The organism is Actinoplanes sp. CA-142083, from assembly GCF_050942195.1.
Lineage (GTDB): Bacteria > Actinomycetota > Actinomycetes > Mycobacteriales > Micromonosporaceae > Actinoplanes.
This window is the reverse complement of sequence record NZ_CP192076.1, coordinates 9,139,355-9,156,879: the sequence shown is the minus strand read 5'-3', so window position 1 is coordinate 9,156,879 and position 17,525 is coordinate 9,139,355. Positions and strand designations below refer to the sequence as shown.

16 protein-coding genes are annotated in these 17,525 nt (G+C 70.1%); 8 read left to right on the top strand and 8 right to left on the bottom strand.

What is annotated here, in order from left to right:
• The 4 genes from ACQPZX_RS42110 to ACQPZX_RS42095 are packed head-to-tail and all read right to left on the bottom strand — an operon-like array spanning position 1 to position 3,258.
• Positions 1 to 867, bottom strand: a complete 867-nt coding sequence (locus ACQPZX_RS42110; RefSeq protein ID WP_433368720.1) for an amino acid ABC transporter permease — start codon at positions 865 to 867, stop codon at positions 1 to 3.
• The gene (locus ACQPZX_RS42105; RefSeq protein ID WP_433385767.1) at positions 864 to 1,538 is read right to left on the bottom strand and encodes an amino acid ABC transporter permease; all 675 of its coding nucleotides are present in this window, start codon (positions 1,536 to 1,538) and stop codon (positions 864 to 866) included. Before ACQPZX_RS42105 ends, ACQPZX_RS42110 begins: the two co-directional genes overlap by 4 nt.
• 53 nt (positions 1,539 to 1,591) lie before the next feature.
• A complete protein-coding gene (locus ACQPZX_RS42100) occupies positions 1,592 to 2,461 on the bottom strand; it encodes a glutamate ABC transporter substrate-binding protein (RefSeq protein ID WP_433368717.1) in 870 nt (289 codons plus the stop codon).
• A 53-nt stretch (positions 2,462 to 2,514) separates the two neighbouring features.
• A complete protein-coding gene (locus ACQPZX_RS42095; RefSeq protein WP_433368714.1) occupies positions 2,515 to 3,258 on the bottom strand; it encodes an amino acid ABC transporter ATP-binding protein in 744 nt (247 codons plus the stop codon).
• Between the two features lie 117 nt (positions 3,259 to 3,375).
• Here ACQPZX_RS42095 and ACQPZX_RS42090 point away from each other — a divergent pair, with 117 nt between their 5' ends.
• Together ACQPZX_RS42090 and miaB are read left to right on the top strand one after the other, a co-directional pair.
• Complete coding sequence (locus tag ACQPZX_RS42090; RefSeq protein ID WP_433368711.1) at positions 3,376 to 3,804, top strand: hypothetical protein; 429 nt, start codon at positions 3,376 to 3,378, stop codon at positions 3,802 to 3,804.
• Positions 3,801 to 5,288, top strand: coding sequence for a tRNA (N6-isopentenyl adenosine(37)-C2)-methylthiotransferase MiaB (gene miaB / locus ACQPZX_RS42085; protein ID WP_433368708.1), 1,488 nt, complete (start codon positions 3,801 to 3,803; stop codon positions 5,286 to 5,288). Before ACQPZX_RS42090 ends, miaB begins: the two co-directional genes overlap by 4 nt.
• On the opposite strand, the gene ACQPZX_RS42080 is transcribed toward miaB, so the two are convergent.
• Both ACQPZX_RS42080 and ACQPZX_RS42075 read right to left on the bottom strand, forming a co-directional pair.
• On the bottom strand, positions 5,256 to 6,815 hold the full coding sequence (locus ACQPZX_RS42080) for an SCO2524 family protein (RefSeq protein WP_433368705.1): 1,560 nt from the start codon (positions 6,813 to 6,815) through the stop codon (positions 5,256 to 5,258). The genes miaB and ACQPZX_RS42080 overlap by 33 nt on opposite strands.
• Complete coding sequence (locus tag ACQPZX_RS42075) at positions 6,812 to 7,696, bottom strand: LysR family transcriptional regulator (protein WP_433368702.1); 885 nt, start codon at positions 7,694 to 7,696, stop codon at positions 6,812 to 6,814. Before ACQPZX_RS42075 ends, ACQPZX_RS42080 begins: the two co-directional genes overlap by 4 nt.
• 85 nt (positions 7,697 to 7,781) lie before the next feature.
• Here ACQPZX_RS42075 and ACQPZX_RS42070 point away from each other — a divergent pair, with 85 nt between their 5' ends.
• The gene (locus ACQPZX_RS42070) at positions 7,782 to 8,711 is read left to right on the top strand and encodes a threonine ammonia-lyase (protein ID WP_433368699.1); all 930 of its coding nucleotides are present in this window, start codon (positions 7,782 to 7,784) and stop codon (positions 8,709 to 8,711) included.
• Here ACQPZX_RS42070 and ACQPZX_RS42065 read toward each other — a convergent pair.
• Positions 8,708 to 9,916 (bottom strand): DUF349 domain-containing protein, encoded by a 1,209-nt coding sequence (locus tag ACQPZX_RS42065; protein ID WP_433368696.1) that lies wholly within the window; start codon positions 9,914 to 9,916, stop codon positions 8,708 to 8,710. The two genes, ACQPZX_RS42070 and ACQPZX_RS42065, sit on opposite strands and share 4 nt — an antisense overlap.
• Before the next feature lie 181 nt (positions 9,917 to 10,097).
• Here ACQPZX_RS42065 and miaA point away from each other — a divergent pair, with 181 nt between their 5' ends.
• The 3 genes from miaA to ACQPZX_RS42050 are packed head-to-tail and all read left to right on the top strand — an operon-like array spanning position 10,098 to position 12,590.
• Entirely contained in the window at positions 10,098 to 11,009 is a 912-nt protein-coding gene (gene miaA, locus ACQPZX_RS42060; RefSeq protein WP_433368693.1) for a tRNA (adenosine(37)-N6)-dimethylallyltransferase MiaA, read from the top strand.
• 8 nt (positions 11,010 to 11,017) lie between these two features.
• Complete coding sequence (gene dapF / locus ACQPZX_RS42055) at positions 11,018 to 11,851, top strand: diaminopimelate epimerase (protein WP_433368691.1); 834 nt, start codon at positions 11,018 to 11,020, stop codon at positions 11,849 to 11,851.
• A gap of 13 nt (positions 11,852 to 11,864) precedes the next feature.
• On the top strand, positions 11,865 to 12,590 hold the full coding sequence (locus ACQPZX_RS42050; protein ID WP_433368688.1) for a glycerophosphodiester phosphodiesterase: 726 nt from the start codon (positions 11,865 to 11,867) through the stop codon (positions 12,588 to 12,590).
• Here ACQPZX_RS42050 and ACQPZX_RS42045 read toward each other — a convergent pair.
• On the bottom strand, positions 12,587 to 14,047 hold the full coding sequence (locus tag ACQPZX_RS42045) for an NAD-dependent malic enzyme (RefSeq protein WP_433368685.1): 1,461 nt from the start codon (positions 14,045 to 14,047) through the stop codon (positions 12,587 to 12,589). The two genes, ACQPZX_RS42050 and ACQPZX_RS42045, sit on opposite strands and share 4 nt — an antisense overlap.
• Positions 14,048 to 14,263: 216 nt before the next feature.
• Here ACQPZX_RS42045 and hflX point away from each other — a divergent pair, with 216 nt between their 5' ends.
• The gene (gene hflX, locus ACQPZX_RS42040; RefSeq protein ID WP_433368682.1) at positions 14,264 to 15,685 is read left to right on the top strand and encodes a GTPase HflX; all 1,422 of its coding nucleotides are present in this window, start codon (positions 14,264 to 14,266) and stop codon (positions 15,683 to 15,685) included.
• A gap of 71 nt (positions 15,686 to 15,756) precedes the next feature.
• The gene (locus ACQPZX_RS42035) at positions 15,757 to 17,517 is read left to right on the top strand and encodes a hypothetical protein (RefSeq protein WP_433368679.1); all 1,761 of its coding nucleotides are present in this window, start codon (positions 15,757 to 15,759) and stop codon (positions 17,515 to 17,517) included.
• Positions 17,518 to 17,525 lie beyond the last annotated feature (8 nt).

Genomic DNA, 17,525 nt, shown 5'->3' with positions numbered 1-17,525 from the left:
TCACTGCTCGGCCGCCTCCACCAGGGCCGGTGGCCCCATCGTCCGCCGTGGCGCCTTCCCGCTGCGCCGGGTCCGCCGTCCCAGCCAGCCCGCCGTCGCGGTCAGCGCCGAGTTGATCGTGATGTAGATGATCGCGGCCACGATCGCCGCCTGCACCACGTTGCCGAAGTTGGCCGACAGGTTGTTGACGCCCAGCTGGAGCAGCTCGTTGTAGGAGATGATGTAGCCCAGCGCCGTGTCCTTGACCAGCACCACGAGCTGGCTGACGATCACCGGCAGCATCGCGCGCGCCGCCTGCGGGATGAGGATCTGACCCATCACCTGCGATTTGCGCATGCCGATCGCGTACGCGGCCTCGCTCTGCCCCAAGGGCACCGCCCGCACGCCGGCCCGGAAAGCCTCGGCCAGCACCGACCCGTTGTAGAGGGTCAGCGCGATCACGACCGCCCAGAAGTTGGACATGGGCTTCTCGGTCACGAACGGGATGCCGAAGAAGATGAAGAACATCATCAGCAGCAGCGGCACGGCCCGGAAGAACTCGACCACCACGCCGGACGGGACGCGCAGCCACCAGTGGTCGGAGAGCCGGCCCACCGCGAAGAGAACGCCGAACGCGAGCGACAGCACCATCGCGACCGCCGCCGCGGCGAGGGTGTTCTTGAGGCCGGGCAGGATGTAGTCGGTCCAGGTGCTGGACTTGGTGAACGGCTCCCACAGCGCCGCCGCCCACTGGCCCTTTTCGTCGAACTTCGTGTAGATCCAGAACAGCAGCGCGAGCAGCAGCACCCCGAAGGCGACCGTGAGGATCCGGTTGCGGGCGCGGGCGCGCGGCCCGGGGTGGTCGTAGAGGACGGCGTCGGTGCTCATCGCTTCACCGCCAGTCGGTTGGCCAGCCAGCCGAAGCCGTAGCCGGTGGGAATGAGGACCACGGCGAAGGTGCCGGCGAAGACGAAGAAGATCGAGAAGACCGCGTTGCCGTTCGCGTTGATCAGGTCCTTCATGGCGTTCGACGACTCCATGAGACCGATCGTGCCGACGATCGTCGCGTTCTTGCTGAGCGCGATGAAGATGCTGCCCAGCGGCGCGATCACGGCGCGGCCGGCCTGCGGCAGGATGATCATCGACAGGGTCTGCTGGAACGTCATGCCGATCGCGCGGGCCGCCTCGGCCTGCCCGGCCGGCACCGTGTTGATGCCGGAGCGGATCGCCTCGCAGACGAAGGCCGCCGTGTACACGGACAAGCCGATCACGCCGAGCCAGTAGTTGTTGAGCTCGAGGTCGTCCGAGGCGCTGAAGCCCAGCACCGCGTACAGGCCGAAGTAGCAGAAGAAGACGATCAGTGTGAGTGGGGTGTTCCGGAAGATGTTCACCCAGGCCGTGCCGAAGGCGCGCAGCACCGGGATCGGGGACACCCGCATGGCCGCCAGCAGGGTGCCGAGCACCAGCGCGAGGACCGACGACGCGAGCGTGAGTTTCAGGATCCACAGGAATCCGGTCACATAGACGTCGCGATTGGTCGGATCGGAGAAAACTTCCATCGTCACCCCAAAAGGGAGGGGCCGGACTCAGCCGGCCCCGCCGCCACAATTCCTCAGGAGCAGTTGGTCAGCTTGGAGGTGTCCAGCTCGGGCGCGGCCTTGCCGCTCTTGCCGAGAGTGTCGTCCCAGGCCTTCTTGTACGACCCGTCGCCCGCGGCCGCCTTGAGGATCTCGTTGATCTTGTTACAGCCCTCGGAGTCTTCCTTCTTGACGCCGATGCCGTACGGCTCGGTGCTGAACGGCTTGCCGACGACCTTGAACTTGCCGGCGTACTGCTCCTGCGCGGCGTACCCGGCAAGGATGATGTCGTCGGTGGTGACCGCGTCGACCTGCCCGCCGGCCAGCGCCGTCACGCACTTCGAGTACGAGTCGAACTGCTGGAGCTGGGCGTCCTTGTAGTCGGTCTGGATCCGCTTGGCCGGGGTCGAGCCGCTCACCGAACAGACCTTCTTGCCGGCCAGCGCCTCCGGGCCGGTGATCGTCGAGTTCACCGGCACCAGCAGGTCCTGCCCGGCGATGTAGTACGGCCCGCCGAAGTTGACCTTCTGCTTGCGCTCGTCGTTGATCGTGTAGGTGGCCACCACGACGTCGACCTGGCCCTGCTGGATGTACGGCTCACGGTTGGCCGACACGGTCGTCTTCCAGGTGATGCCGCTCTCCGGCACGCCCAGGCCCTTGGCGATGATCTTCGAGATCTCGATGTCGAAGCCGGTGTACGTGCTGCCGGTCTGCAGGCCCAGACCGGGCTGGTCGGCCTTGACGCCGAAGGTCAGCTTGCCGCTCGACGCCTTGCCGACGATCCCCGAGCCGCCACCGCTGCTGCCGGTGCCGCTCGCGTTGTCGGAGTCGTCCCCGCCGCACGCGGCCACGGCAAACAGCATGGACATTGCACCGAACGTCGCTGCCAATCGGGTGATGCGCATCATTACGCTCCTCGAAATAGTTGCTTGCGTTTGGACGAAGAGTGTTCGCACGATCAATGCGTAAGGATTTTGGAGAGAAAGTCTTTGGCCCTGTCGCTTTTCGGACTCGCGAAGAACTCGGCCGGCGGCGCCTGTTCGACGAGTTGACCGTCGGCCATGAACACCACCCGGTTGGCGGCGTGCCGCGCGAATCCCATCTCATGCGTGACCACGACCATCGTCATGCCCTCACGCGCCAGCGAGGTCATCACGTCGAGCACCTCGCCGACCATCTCGGGGTCCAGCGCGCTGGTCGGCTCATCGAAGAGCATCGCTTTGGGCTGCATCGCGAGGGCGCGGGCGATCGCGACGCGCTGCTGCTGGCCGCCGGAGAGCTGGGCCGGGTATTTCTCCGCCTGGTTGCCGATGCCGACCCGGTCGAGCAGCGACATGGCCCGCTCGCGAACTTCGACGGGTTTCTCCTTACGCACCTTGACGGGCCCGATCATGACGTTCTGCAGGATCGTCTTGTGCGCGAAGAGGTTGAACGACTGGAACACCATGCCCACCTCGCTGCGCAGCCGCGCGAGCGCCCGGCCCTCCTCGGGCAGCGGCCGGCCATCGAAGGTGATCGTCCCGGAGCTGATCGGCTCGAGCCGGTTGATCGCTCGGCACAGGGTGGACTTGCCGGAGCCGGACGGTCCGATCACGACGACCACCTCGCCGCGTGCGACGGACAGATTCACGTCGTCGAGCACGTGCAGCGGGCCGAACCATTTGTTGACGTTCTCGAGGACGATGAGAGCATCGTCGGACACTGTGAGACCACCGTCCGTTCGTTGCGGATCACCCGGATGGGCCAACTCTAAGTGGACCGTAGTATCGGTTCGCCACGAGAACGGTCACGGAGCGGTAACTTAACCGAGGGAAGGTGTATGGCTGACGGGGATCCGACACCCGGCCTCTGGAACTGGGCGCTGGGAAATCGAATTGACGCGGATCGAGTCCGTGGCGCTCTGGCCGGCATGCTGGAACGCAGCGTCGTTCCTCTCGGTGACGACGGCGCTATTCTCTGCGATGTCTACCACGTCGGTGGCGAATTCCCGACGCTAGTCGATGTCTTCCTCGCGCCCGGCGATGTCGCCGAGGCAACGGCCGCGAGCGCCGTCTCGGTCCGGCTCGGCGAGGCGGTGCTGCTTCCCGACGATTCGCTCGATCCCACCGCGTACGTCCTGGCGCAGCCGGACGGAAGCCTGCGGCGCGTGCACGTCGACGAGGTGGAGACCGACGACGGCCCGGAACGCCGGAACGTGCGCCCGTGGGCCCCCGGCGAGCCGACGCAGTACCCTGGTCAATTGCCATGACTGTTGAAATCCAGGGCACCCCGCGCACCTATGACGTGCGCACCTACGGCTGCCAGATGAACGTGCACGACAGCGAGCGGATCTCCGGCCTGATGGAGGACGCGGGCTACGTGCGTGCCGCGGATCCGGAGGCGGCGGACGTCGTGGTCTTCAACACCTGTGCCGTACGGGAGAACGCCGACAACCGCCTCTACGGCAACCTCGGCCACCTGCGCCCCACCAAGCTCAAGCACCCCGGCATGCAGATCGCCGTCGGCGGCTGCCTGGCACAGAAGGACCGAGGCGACATCGTCAAGAAGGCGCCCTGGGTCGATGTCGTCTTCGGCACCCACAACATCGGCTCGCTGCCGGCGCTGCTCGAACGCGCCCGGCACAACGAGGAGGCCGAGGTCGAGATCCTCGAGTCGCTCGAGGTGTTCCCGTCGACGCTGCCGACCAAGCGCGAGTCGACGTACGCGGGATGGGTTTCGATCTCTGTCGGTTGTAACAACACCTGCACGTTCTGCATCGTCCCGTCGCTGCGCGGCAAGGAGAAGGACCGCCGGCCCGGCGAGATCCTGGCCGAGGTTTCCGCGCTGGTGAACGAGGGTGTCCTCGAGGTCACCCTGCTGGGGCAGAACGTCAACTCCTACGGCGTGGAGTTCGGCGACCGGCTCGCCTTCGGCAAGCTGCTGCGCGCCACCGGCGAGATCGAGGGCCTCGAGCGGGTGCGCTTCACCAGCCCGCACCCCAAGGACTTCACCGACGACGTGATCGCCGCGATGGCCGAGACGCCGAACGTGTGCCACTCGCTGCACATGCCGCTGCAGTCCGGCTCCGACCGGGTGCTCAAGGCGATGCGCCGCAGCTACCGCCAGGAGAAATACCTGGGCATCATCGACAAGGTCCGGGCCGCCATGCCCGACGCCGCGATCACCACCGACATCATCGTCGGCTTCCCCGGCGAGACCGAGGAGGACTTCGAGCAGACCCTCGAGGTCGTCCGCAAGGCGCGTTTCTCCAGCGCGTTCACGTTCCAGTACTCGATCCGCCCCGGCACCCCCGCCGCCACCATGGCCGACCAGATCCCGAAGGCCGTCGTCCAGGACCGCTACAACCGCCTGATCGCCGAGCTCGAAGAGATCACCTGGGCGGAGAACAAAGAGCTGGTGGGGGAGAAGGTCGAGGTCCTGGTCGCGGTGGGCGAGGGCCGCAAGGACGAGCGTACGGGCCGGCTCAGCGGCCGCGCCCGCGACGGCCGCCTGGTCCACTTCGCCACCGGCGACCTGACCCCGCGCCCCGGCGACATCGTCGAGACCGTGGTGACCTACGCGGCCCCCCACCACCTGAACGCCGACGGCGCCCCGCTCTCGTACCGCCGTACCCGAGCCGGCGACGCGTTCGAGGCCGGCCGCACCCCACGCCTCAAGGGCGTCTCCCTGGGCCTGCCCACGGTCGGCGTCCCCGCGCCCCTACCGGTCGCCGCCGACGGCTGCGCCCTCTGATCGGCGCGCCGCCCCGCGCCGTTCGAGCACGTCGGCCGCGCTGATCAGCGCCTCGACCACCCGCAGGGTGCAGCGCCACGACGGCAGACGGTGATCGGCCGACCGGTCCCAGAGCCCCGGCGTCGCCTCCGGGCCCATCCGGCGCCCGTCCAGGTGATCCCAGGTGTGGTCGGCCAGGCGCAGCATCTGGGTGCGCTGCCTCCCGTCGCGCAGCATCCCGGCGATGGCCACGCTGTTGCGCAGCAGCACGGGCGCGAAGTCGCCGGCCACCCAGGCCGCCTGTGGCTCGTCCCACGCTTGCGTCTCGCGGTCGATCAGGGTGATGACCTGGCCGGGCTGAGCCTCGGGCGCCAGCCGCAGCCCGTCGGACAGATCGGCGAGCACCCGGCCGACCCGTGCCAGGTCCTGGGCCCGAGGACCCGGCTGACTCAGGTCCTTCACCAGGACGGAGGACAGCAGCAGGGTGTGGTAGTCGTCGCGCCGGGCCTCCAGCGGCCATTGCCAGCCGTCGGTGAACGTCGCCAGGGTCGTCCAGTAGGACAGCGCCAGGTCCCGGCGCAGCATCAACTCACGGGCCAGCTGGTACTGCTCCGCGTCGAGCAGACTCAGCTCCCGCGTTCGCTCGGAGAGGAGCTCTTCGATCGCGTCCAGCGCGACCGCCGTGAAGTACAGATGCGGCCGGTCCTCCGCGAAGCCTGCCAGCTGCCCAAGGAGGATTTCCGGGTCGTCGACGTAAACCTGTGGCGCCTCGGTGACGGTCCCCCACGACCAGCCGCACTCGAACAGGCTTGCGTCGTCGAGCTCGAAGATCTGGCCCGATCCGATCTCGACCTCACCGAGTCGCCGCGTGGTGGGCCGCAGGGCCGCACGAAGCTGGGACGCGACCTCCCGGCGGGGCAGGCTACCCCGGTTCACCGTGTCGATCAGGACATGTCCCTCCTCGCTGCCCGGGTCGAAGACGTTCGTCGAGAAGCTGCGGAGCAGGCCGATCATGGCCGCGGTGAGCCGGAGGCTCGCCACTCGTTCCAGCCGCTGCGCCTGCGCCAGATGGCCGGCCTGGGTCAGCACGGGCTGGAAGAGCCGGGCGAAGCCACGGACCACCAGCGACAGCGTCAGCGAGACGGCGTAGGAATCGACCACGTCGCGCTCGCGCTGCCAGTCCTGGAGCTCGCCGTTCCGGCCGGTATCAAGATCGAAATAGGTGCCGCCTGCGAAGATCGAACGGGGTTCGTAGGTCGTGTACCGCTCGAAGTACTCGGTGGCGATCCGGATCAGCGTCAGCGGAATGGTGTTCGCGTCACCTAGCGGCGCGAGGGCCCTGAGCGCATGCTCCGACATGGTCTCCGGCCGGTCGAGGGCCAGCGGCAGCACCTTTGCCGCCGGCAGCAGGATGCACAGCAGCTGCTCGGCGTCCGAGATCGAGTTGGATCCGTCCCGGCCGCCCCAGTGCCAGATCCCACCCCGCCACGAAGCCTGTACCGTCGCCGCCCAGGTCTCCAGGAGCCGCTGCCGCGGATCGATCCTCACCGGACCGATGATGTCGTAACCGCGGAGTCCCGCAAATGGCTCAACAGGGCGGCGGTTGCGGGCGGATCGGGCGGTTCGCCGTGCACGGCCAGCAGCACCTGCCGTGTCGTGCCGGGCAGCATCGCGGTGCGCACCTGCGGGTCCCGGTGCGCTTCAAGGGCCAACCCCGGCAGCGTGGTCACCCCGAGACCGGCCGCCACGAGCCGTTGCACCGCCACGTAGTCGTCGGTCTCGTAGCGGATGTCCGGCGCGAAACCCTCGGCCTCGGCGGCCCGCAACAGCTGTCCCCGGCAGCGCTCGCAGCCACCGATCCACGGCCGGTCCTTGTGGTCGGTGAGCCGGTCTCCGGCCCACGAAGGCGGCGCCACCAGATACAGCGGCTCCTCCAGCAGCACCTCGCAGCGCAGCCCGTCCAGCTCGGGCGCGGGAGCGTGCGTGAACAGCAGCGCCGCCTCGACTTCGCCGCTGCGCAGAAGGCGTACGCCCTCGGGTGGCTCGGCCTCCCGGAAGCGCAAGTCGATCCCCGGATGGGCGGCGGCGAAGCGCGCCGCCGCGAGCGGCACGAAAGTGCCGAGAGCCGACGGAAAGGCCGCGAGCCGCACCCGCCCGGCGCGCAGGCCGTTGTACGCCGCCAGCTCGTCCTCGGCCGCGTCGAGGCGGCCCAGGATCTCCTCGGCCCGGGCCGCCAGCACCCGCCCGGCCTCGGTGAGCCGGATGCCGCGCCCGGCCCGCTGCACCAGCCGGCTGCCCGTCTCGGCCTCCAGACGCGCCAGATGGTGGCTCACCGACGGCTGCGAGTAGTGCAACGCCCGCGCGGCGGCCGTGACCGAGCCGTGTTTGGCGACCGCGGCCAGCACCCGCAGCCGCGCGACGTCCAACATCATCCGAACCTATCAGCGATGTTGATGGGTTTCCCCGAAGATTGTCATTGGACCTATGCGTCGGCCGCCCCGAATGATCGTGGGCATGGAGCTGACGATCGATGACATACGAGCCGCGCGGGACGTGGTGCGCCGCTACCTGCCGCCCACCCCGATGTGGTCCTACCCGGTGCTCGACGCCGCCACGGGCGCCACGGTCCACGTCAAGCACGAGAACACGCAGCCGGTGGGCGCCTTCAAGGTTCGCGGCGGCCTCACCCTGCGCGCCGCGCTCGAGGGCCGCGCCACGGTCACGTACTCCACCGGCAACCACGCCCAATCCATGGCGTACGCCTTCGGCGAGCTCTGCACGGTGGTCATGCCCGCCGGCACCACCCCGTCGAAGGTGGCCGCGGTCGAGGCCCGGGGCGCCGGCGTGGTCCTGACCGGCGCCAACCTGGCCGACGCCGAGGCCGCCGCCGAGAAGATCGCCGCCGACACGGGTGCCCAACTGGTGAGCCCCGGCGACACTCCCGAGCTCGTGGCCGGCGTCGGCACGCTCTACCTGGAGATTCTCGAGGCCCGCCCCGGCTTGGACGCCATCGTCGTCCCGATCGGCAGCGGCTCCGGCGCGGCGGCCGCCACCATCGTGGCCCGCGCGCTGGCGCCCGACTGCCAGATCATCGGCGTCCAGTCCTCGGCCTCGACGGCCGCTCACGACGCCTGGCGCACCGGAGTTCCGCAGAGCCGCCCCAACAACACCCGCGCCGAGGGCCTGGCCACGGGCCGTTCCTTCACCCTGCCGCAGCAGATCCTGCGTGCCTCCCTGAGCGACTTCCTCCTGGTCACCGACGACCAGATCGCCGACGCTCAGCGCCTGATGGCCACGGCGGCGCACACGCTCACCGAGGGCGCGGGCGCCGCACCGCTGGCGGCTGTCCTCGCCCACCCCGACCGCTTCGCCGGGCGCGAGATCGCCGTCGTCTGCACCGGCGGCAACGCGTCCCCTCAGGAGCTGGCGCTCCTGGGCGGTTAGTTGGCCTGCTCGGCGAGGGCGAGGAACTGCTTCTTGGAGGAGAGCGCCTGCTCCGCCTCGCGGATGCGGCGGGCGTCGCCGGCGGCCTGGGCGCGGGCCAGCTTCTCCTCGGCCTCGGCCACCTGCTCGCGCATCTGCTGCAGCAGCGGGTTGTCCTGCGGGGTGGTCTTGCGCCACGCCGAGTCCATCGCCACGCGGATGCGCTCCTCGGCCGCGCGCCAGCGGCGGTCCAGAGACGCCGCGTTCTCCCGCGGGACGCGGCCGGCGTCGTGCCAGGCGGCCTGGGCGTCGCGCAGCTTGTTCTGCGCGGCGCGCGGGTCGGCGTCGACGTCGACGGCCTCGATCTCGGCGAGGATGGCCTGCTTCTTGTCGAGGTTGCCCTTGTACTCGGCGTCGCGGGCCGAGAAGACCTCGCTGCGGCGGGTGAAGAAGCTGTCCTGCGCGGCGCGGAACCTCTCCCAGAGGCGCTGCTCGGCCTCCTTGGCGGCGCGGGGCGCGGCCTTCCACTCCGTCATGAGCTCCTTGAGGCGGTTGGCCGTGCTCGACCACTCGGTCGACTCGGCCAGGCTCTCCGCCTCCTTCACCAGCTCTTCCTTGGCCGTCTGGGCCTGCTTGCGCTGCCCGTCGAGGGTGGCGAAGTGCGCGCCGCGGCGGCGGGTGAAGCCGTCACGGGCAGCGGCGAAGCGCTTCCACAGCTCGCCGTCGGTCTTCTTGTCGACGCCGCGGATCGTCTTCCACTCGTCGAGGATCTCCTTGAGGCGGTCGCCGGCCGACTTCCAGCCGGTCGCGTCGGCGGCGATCTTCTCCGCCTCCTCGACCAGGACGGTCTTGCGGGCGAGCGCCTCGCCGCGGGCGGCCTCGCGAGCAGCGCGGGCTTCGCCGGCCTTCTCGTCGGCGACGCCGGCCAGCTTGTCGAGCCGGGTCGCGAGCCCGTCGATGTCGCCGACGACGTGCGCCTCGTCGAGCTGGGTGCGCAGCCGCTTCACGCTGGCGAGCGAATGCGACGCGTCGGCCGCGCCGGACTTGAGTCGTGCCTCGACGAGGTCCACCTCGGTGACGAGGTCGGCGAAGCGGCGGGCGAAGTGGGCCAGGCCCTCTTCCGGGGTGCCGGCCTGCCAGGAGCCGACCACACGGTCGCCCTCCCCGGTCTTCACGTACACGGTGCCGTCGGCATCCACGCGCCCGAAGGCCGTCCAGTCGTTCATAACCCGTCCTCAAGTCTCCCGGTGTCCACCGGCCTGGGAGGGCCGGCGACCGCCGCCACAGCGCAGTCGAACGCCAAAGCTTCTCAACGGCATTCTTTCTCGCGCATTGTCACAGGTCCAACCCGGTTATGGGGAAGCGCCCGCCGATGACCGTGACATAACAGTGTCCTACCGTTGCTCCGTGCCGTTCGAATTGGTTCCGCGCGTGATCACGATCGTGGGGCCGACCGCGGCGGGGAAATCCGCCCTGAGCATCGCTCTCGCCCACGAGCTGGGTGGTGAGGTGATCAATGCCGACTCGATGCAGCTGTACCGGGGCATGGACATCGGCACGGCCAAATTGACGGTGGACGAGCGGGCGGGCGTTCCGCACCACCTGCTCGACATCTGGGACGTGACCGTCCCGGCCGCGGTGGCGGAGTACCAGGCGCTGGCGCGGGCCGCGATCGACGACATCCTGTCCCGCGGGCGGGTGCCCCTGCTGGTCGGCGGCTCGGGGCTGTATATCCGGGCCGTGCTGGAGGAGTTCGAGTTCCCGGGCACCGATCCCGAGGTGCGGGCGCGGCTCGAGGAGGAGCTTGCGGCGAGCGGTCCGGCGGTTCTGTTCGAGCGGCTCAAAAGGTGGGACCCGGCCGCCGCGGCCAGCATCCTTCCCTCGAACGGCCGGCGGATCGTGCGGGCGCTCGAGGTGATCGAGCTGACCGGCAAGCCGTTCACCGCGACGCTGCCGGCGCCGACCCCGCACTACCCGTCGGTGCAGATCGGCGTCGACCGATCGCCCGAAGACCTGGACGAGCGGATCGCCACGCGGGTCGACCTGATGTGGGCGGCCGGCCTCGTCGCCGAAGTGCGCGGCCTCGCCGAAAGAGGCCTGCGGGAGGGACGCACCGCGAGCCGGGCGCTGGGCTATCAGCAGGCGCTGGCCGAGATCGACGGCGCCATGTCCGAGACCGAGGCAAAAGACGACACCGTACGGGGTACGCGCCGTTTCGTCCGCCGCCAGCGCTCCTGGTTCAAGCGCGACCCGGCCATCCACTGGCTCGACGGGGCGTCGGACACACTCGTGGCGGATGCTCTGGCGCTTACGGGATGATGGACGGCGTGTTGTTTACCAAGGGCCACGGCACCGGCAACGACTTCGTCATAGTCCCCGACCCGGACGGCGCTCTCCTGCTGACCCCGGAGCGGGTCGCGCAGCTCTGCGACCGCCGGTTCGGCATCGGGGCCGACGGCGTGCTCCGCGTGGTGCGCGCCGCGAAGGATCCGGACGGCGCCGCTTTCGCCGCCGACGCCGAGTGGTTCATGGACTACCGCAACAGCGACGGTTCGATCGCCGAGATGTGCGGCAACGGCGTGCGCGTCTTCACGAGATACCTGGTGTCGAGCGGGCTCGCCACGCCCGGACCCGAGGGCCTGCCGGTGGCGACGCGAGCCGGCGTCGTGGTCGCGGTGGTCGAGGGCGACGAGATCCGGGTGCGGATGAGAGACCCCAGGGTGTACGCGGCGAGCACCGCGACCGTGGGTCCGCTGACGTTCCCCGGCATGGCCGTCGACTGCGGCAACCCCCACCTGGTCTGCGCCCTGCACGACGGTCTCGCGCTGTCTTCGCTCGACCTCCTGGCGGCGCCCGGCTTCGACCACGCGCTGTTCTCCGCGGGGGTGAACGTCGAGTTCACCGTGCCCGCCGAGCCGGTCGAGGGCGTCGATCGCCACGTGGCCATGCGGGTCTACGAGCGCGGCTCGGGCGAGACGCTGTCCTGCGGTTCCGGCGCGCTCGCGGTGGGCGCGGTGGCGCTGCGCGAAGCGGGGCTGGAGACCGGCGTGGTCGCGGTCGACGTGCCCGGCGGCCGGCTCACGGTGACCCACGACGAGGCCGGCCGCTGGTGGCTGGCCGGCCCGGCCGTCCTGGTGGCCAGCGGCGAGGTCCTCGATTGATGGTTTCCGCCTGATGCGGCATCGGGTGGCGCACCGCGGCTATTCGGCCGTGGCGCCGGAGAACACGCTGCCCGCCTTCGCCGCCGCCGTGCGTGGTGGGGCCACTCATGTCGAGTTCGACGTGCGCACGACCGCCGACGGCGTACCCGTCGTGATCCACGACCGCACGCTGGACCGCACGACGACAGCTGCCGGATATGTCTGGGATGTGATTTCTTCAGAGGTTTTGTCGGCGGACGCCGGATCCTGGTTCTCCCCGGCGTTCACGGGCGTGCGGGTGCCGGCCCTCACCGAGACCCTCGATCTGCTCGCCCCGACCGGCGCCCAGATCCTGCTGGAGATCAAGCCGCCCGCCACCCTCGACCAGGTCAAGGCCATCGTCGAGCTGGTCGCCGAGCGCGGGCTGCTGGCGCGCACCATCGTGCAGAGCTTCGACCCCGAGGTGGTCCGCCTGGCCCGCGAGGCCGCGCCCGACGTGCGCCGCGGCCTGCTGCGCCAGGGCCTCGTCCCGGAGACGGTCGCCCTGGCGCGCGAGCTCGAGGTGGTCTGCTGCAACCCGTCGGTCGACGACGTGCTCGGCGATCGGGCCACCACGCGCGCGTTGACGGAGGCCGGCATCGAGGTCATGCCGTGGACCGCCAACGACCTGACGCGATGGGCCGATCTCGCCGCGGCGGGCGTTGCCGGCCTGATCACCGACCACGTCGCCGAACTGACCGGCTGGACGGCCCGGCGCTAGAAACTCTCCTCGGGGGCCTCGCGGAGCTCGGCCTCGGGCATGGCCGCGGGGTTGTGCGGCGCCGGGACGCCCCGGACCACCGCGCGGATGGCGGCCGCGACCGCGGGAGTGACCTTGGGGTCGAAGACGCTCGGGATGATGACCGTGGGGTTGAGCTTGTCCTCGCCGACCACGTCGGCGATCGCCCGCGCCGCCGCGAGGGCCATCTCCTCGGTGAACTCCTGGGCGCTCACGTCGAGCATGCCGCGGAAGACGCCGGGGAACGCCAGCACGTTGTTGATCTGGTTGGGCTGGTCCGAGCGGCCGGTCGCGACCACGGCGGCGTGCTTGCGGGCCTCCCGCGGGTCGACCTCGGGGTCGGGGTTGGCCAGCGCGAACACGATCGACTTCTCGGCCATCTTGGCGATGTCGTCGCCGCTGAGCAGGTTGGGCGCGCTCACGCCGATGAAGACGTCGGCGCCGACGATCGCGCCCGGAAGGTCGCCCGAGTAGTTGGACTTGTTGGTGTTCTCGGCCAGCCAGTGCCAGGTCGGAGTCATGTCGGGCATCCCGCGGTGCAGGGCGCCCTTCCGGTCGTACGCGATGATGTCGCCCACGCCCTGGCGCAGCAGCAGTTTCATGATCGCGGTGCCGGCGGCGCCGGCGCCCGACACCACCACCCGCACGTCCTGCAGGCGCTTGCCCACCACCCGCAGCGCGTTGGTGAGCGCGGCGAGCACGCAGATCGCGGTGCCGTGCTGGTCGTCGTGGAAGACCGGGATGTCCAGCTGCTCGCGCAGGCGCTCCTCGATCTCGAAGCAGCGCGGCGCCGCGATGTCCTCGAGGTTGATGCCGCCGTAGGCCGGGGCGATCGCCTTGACGATCCGGACGATCTCGTCGGTGTCCTGCGTGTCGAGCACCACGGGCCACGCGTCCACCCCGCCGAAGCGCTTGAACAGCGCCGCCTTGCCCTCCATCACCGGCATGGCCGCGGCCGGGCCGATGTTGCCCAGGCCGAGCACCGCCGAGCCGTCGCTGACCACCGCGACCGTGTTGCGCTTGATGGTCAGGCGCCGGGCGTCGGCCGGATTCTCCGCGATCGCCATGCAGACCCGGGCCACGCCGGGCGTGTACGCGCGGGAGAGCTCGTCCCGGTTGCGCAGCGCGACCTTGGAGCTCACCTCGATCTTGCCGCCGAGGTGCAGCAGGAAGGTGCGGTCCGACACTTTGCGGACGTCGACGCCGTCCAGCTCCTCGAGGGTCTTGACGACCTGGTCGGCGTGGTTGGAGTCGGCCGTGTCACAGGTGAGGTCGACGAGCACATGTGTCGGGTCCGAGTCGACCACGTCGAGCGCCGTCACGATCGCGCCGGCCTCCCCGACGCAGGTCGTGAGGCGGCCGATCGACGAGGCGTCCGCGGTAACGGCGATGCGAATCGTGATCGAGAATCCTGCGCTCGGCAGGCGGGTGGTCACCACGGTGTGTCCTCCGGATCGGGTGGATCGTTCACCGCATTCTTGCTCTTCCGGAATATCGGTTTCCAATCCGGTGGTTACTAGTGAGTCAGACACTCAGGGATAACGCTTCAGTCCGGTCGTGGGTGGCGGGCGGGGCGGTTGGAGAGGGCCCGGCCCTGTTATGTAGGTGCGCCCGACTCCGCGACGTGCCACGATCGGGCCGAGGAGGTCACTTTTTTGCGAAACACTTACCAGGCGCCCGTCCTCGACGAGCTCGAGGCGGACCCCACGACCGGCGAGCTCGAGCTCGAGGAGCGGCACTCGCTGAGGCGCGTCGCCGGGCTCTCCACCGAGCTCACCGACATCACCGAGGTCGAGTACCGGCAGCTGAGGCTCGAACGGGTCGTCCTGGTCGGGGTCTGGACCGAGGGCACCATCGCCGACGCGGAGAACTCACTCACCGAGCTCGCGGCGCTGGCCGAGACGGCCGGCTCACAGGTGCTCGAGGGGCTCATCCAGCGGCGTGGCCGGCCCGACGCGGCCACCTTCATCGGCCGGGGCAAGGTCGACGAGCTGCGCGACGTGGTGGTCACCTCCGGCGCCGACACGGTGATCTGCGACGGCGAGCTGTCCCCGTCCCAGCTGCGCAACCTCGAGCAGCAGACCAAGGTCAAGGTCGTCGACCGGACGGCGCTGATCCTCGACATCTTCGCCCAGCACGCGAAGAGCAAAGAGGGTAAGGCGCAGGTCGAGCTGGCCCAGCTGCAATACCTGCTGCCGCGTCTGCGCGGCTGGGGTGAGACGCTCTCTCGCCAGGCCGGTGGCTCCGGCCGCGGTGGCGGCGCGGGCGGCGGCGTGGGCACGCGCGGTCCGGGTGAGACCAAGCTCGAGACCGACCGCCGGCGGATCAACAACCGCATCGCGCGCCTGCGTCGTGAGATCAAGGCCATGCGGACCGTACGGCAGACCAAGCGCTCCCGTCGGCAGGCGAGCGGCGTTCCGGCGGTGGCCATCGCCGGCTACACCAACGCCGGCAAGTCCAGCCTGCTCAACCGCCTGACCCAGGCCGGCGTCCTGGTGGAGAACGCGCTGTTCGCCACCCTCGACCCGACCACGCGGCGCACGGCGGCCGAGGACGGCCGGGTGTTCACGCTGTCCGACACGGTGGGCTTCGTCCGGCACCTGCCGCACCAGATCGTCGAGGCGTTCCGCTCGACGCTCGAGGAGGTGGCCGAGGCCGACCTGGTCGTGCACGTGGTCGACGGCGCGCACCCCGACCCCGAGGGCCAGGTCAGCGCCGTGCGCGAGGTCCTGGGCGAGGTCGGCGCCGACCGGATCCCGGAGCTGCTGGTCATCAACAAGGTGGACGCCGCCGACGAGGAGAGCCTGCTCCGGCTCAAGAGGACGTGGCCCGACGCGGTCTTCGTCTCGGCGCGCAGCGGCATCGGCATCCCCGAGCTGCACGCCGCGATCGCCCAGCGGCTGCCCCGCCCGGCGGTGGATCTGCGGGTCCTCCTTCCGTATGACAGGGGTGACCTGGTCGCACGAATTCATAGGGCCGGTCAGGTACTCAACACCCGCTATACGGATGAGGGGACTGAGCTGCAGGTGCGGGTCGATGAGCGGCTCGCTGCCGAGCTGGAGTCGTTCCGCGACTGAGAGTGGGCGGGCTGACCAGGGTTGATCCACGCGTAATCCCGGTTCGGGACGCCGCATGCGACACTGATCGGATGCGGCGTCTCGTGTTTCCGGTCATCGCGGCCGTTGGCCTGGTGATGGTCGGTCCGTCCAGCGCGTTTGCGGATGATCCGGCACCCACCGTCAGCGTCAAGGCGACGGCGGGCAAGAAGCTGTGCAAGGTCACCGACCCGAAGCTCGACGAGCTCTCCGGGATCGTGGCCACCAAGACCGGCTTCATCGTGATCAACGACAGCACGAACGTCGACAGCCACAAGAAGGTTTTCTTCCTCGACAACAAGTGCAAGGTCACCGACGAGAAGGCGTACTCGGGCAAGGGCCCGCTCGACCCCGAGGACCTGATCCTCTCGCCGGACGGCAAGACGTTGTGGATCGCCGACATCGGCGACAACAACTACAACAAAGAGGACGGCACCCGCCGCGAGAAGATCGCCCTCTGGAAGATGCCGGCCGACGGCTCCAAGAAGCCGACGCTCTACCGGGTCAAGTACCCCGAGGGCGACTACCACGACGCCGAGGCCCTGCTGCTCACCGGCAACGGCATCCCGCTGATCGTCACCAAGGAGATCGGCAAGGCGAACGTCTACGAGCCGTCCGCCGCGCTGGTGGCGAACAGCGAAGAGGCCGTCCCGCTGAAGAAGGTGGCCACGCTCACCATCTCGGCCACCGAGACCGACGGCACCCCGATCGCCCGCATCGGCAACAAGTCGATCGACGGCGGCGCGATCGCCCCCGGCGGCGGCAAGGTGGTGCTGCGCACGTACACCGACGCGCTCGAGTTCGACGTTCAGAACAACGACGTGCTCGCCGCGCTGAAGGGAAAGCCGCGCTACACCGGCCTGCCCAACGAGCCGCTGGGCGAGGCGATCACCTACAGCGCCGACGGCAAGTCCTTCTACACCGTGTCCGACATGAACGGTGACGAGGAGACGGCCAACTACATCCTGCAGTACACGCCGTCCACCGAGGCCGCGGTCATCAAGAAGAACTCGGCGGCCGCCGAGGGCGGCGGCAAGGCGTGGTACTCGGACCTGACGATCGACCAGATCACGTACGGCGTCGGCGCGGTCGGCCTGATCGGGCTGATCCTGGTCGGTGTCGGCGTGCTCGGCATCGCGCGGCACCGCAAGCGTCTCGCCGAGCTGCCGCCGACGGTCGACCTCGACGACCCGCCGGGCGACCCCGAGACCGAGCTGATCGGTGTGGGCGGCGCGGGCGGCCAGCGGGCCGGTGTCTACGGTGGAGCCCGGTCCGGCCCGGCGGCCGGCGGCGGCAGCGGTCCGGTCTACGGGGGCCAGGGCGGCCAGCAGCGCGGCAGCGGCCCGGTCTACGGCGGCCAGTCCGGCGGTGGCGCGCCGCAGTACGCGCGCTCCCAGCAGGGCGGCGGCCAGCCCGCGCGCGGGCCGCAGCAGGGCGGGTCCCGGCCGGGCGGTGCGCAGCAGGGTCAGCGTCCTCAGCAGCCCGGCCGCAACGGCGTGTACGGCGCTCCCGGCAGCGGCGGTGGTGGCGGTGGCGGCGGGTATGGCCAGCCGCGCGGGCCGCAGCAGGGTCAGCGTCCGCAGCGGCCGGCCGGTCCGCCGCAGGGCGGTCAGGGCGGCATGCAGCAGCCCCGGCCCCAGCAGGGTGGCGGGCCGCGTCCACCGCAGGGCGGCCGGCAGCAGCCGCCGCGCGGGCAGGGCGTCTACGGCCAGCCGAACGGCCGCGAGGGCGGTCCTCGCCCGCCGCAGCGGGGCGACGACGAGCGCGGCTACCGGCCCGAGGGCCGCTTCGACAACCCCGGCTACCGCCGCTGAGAGAGCGC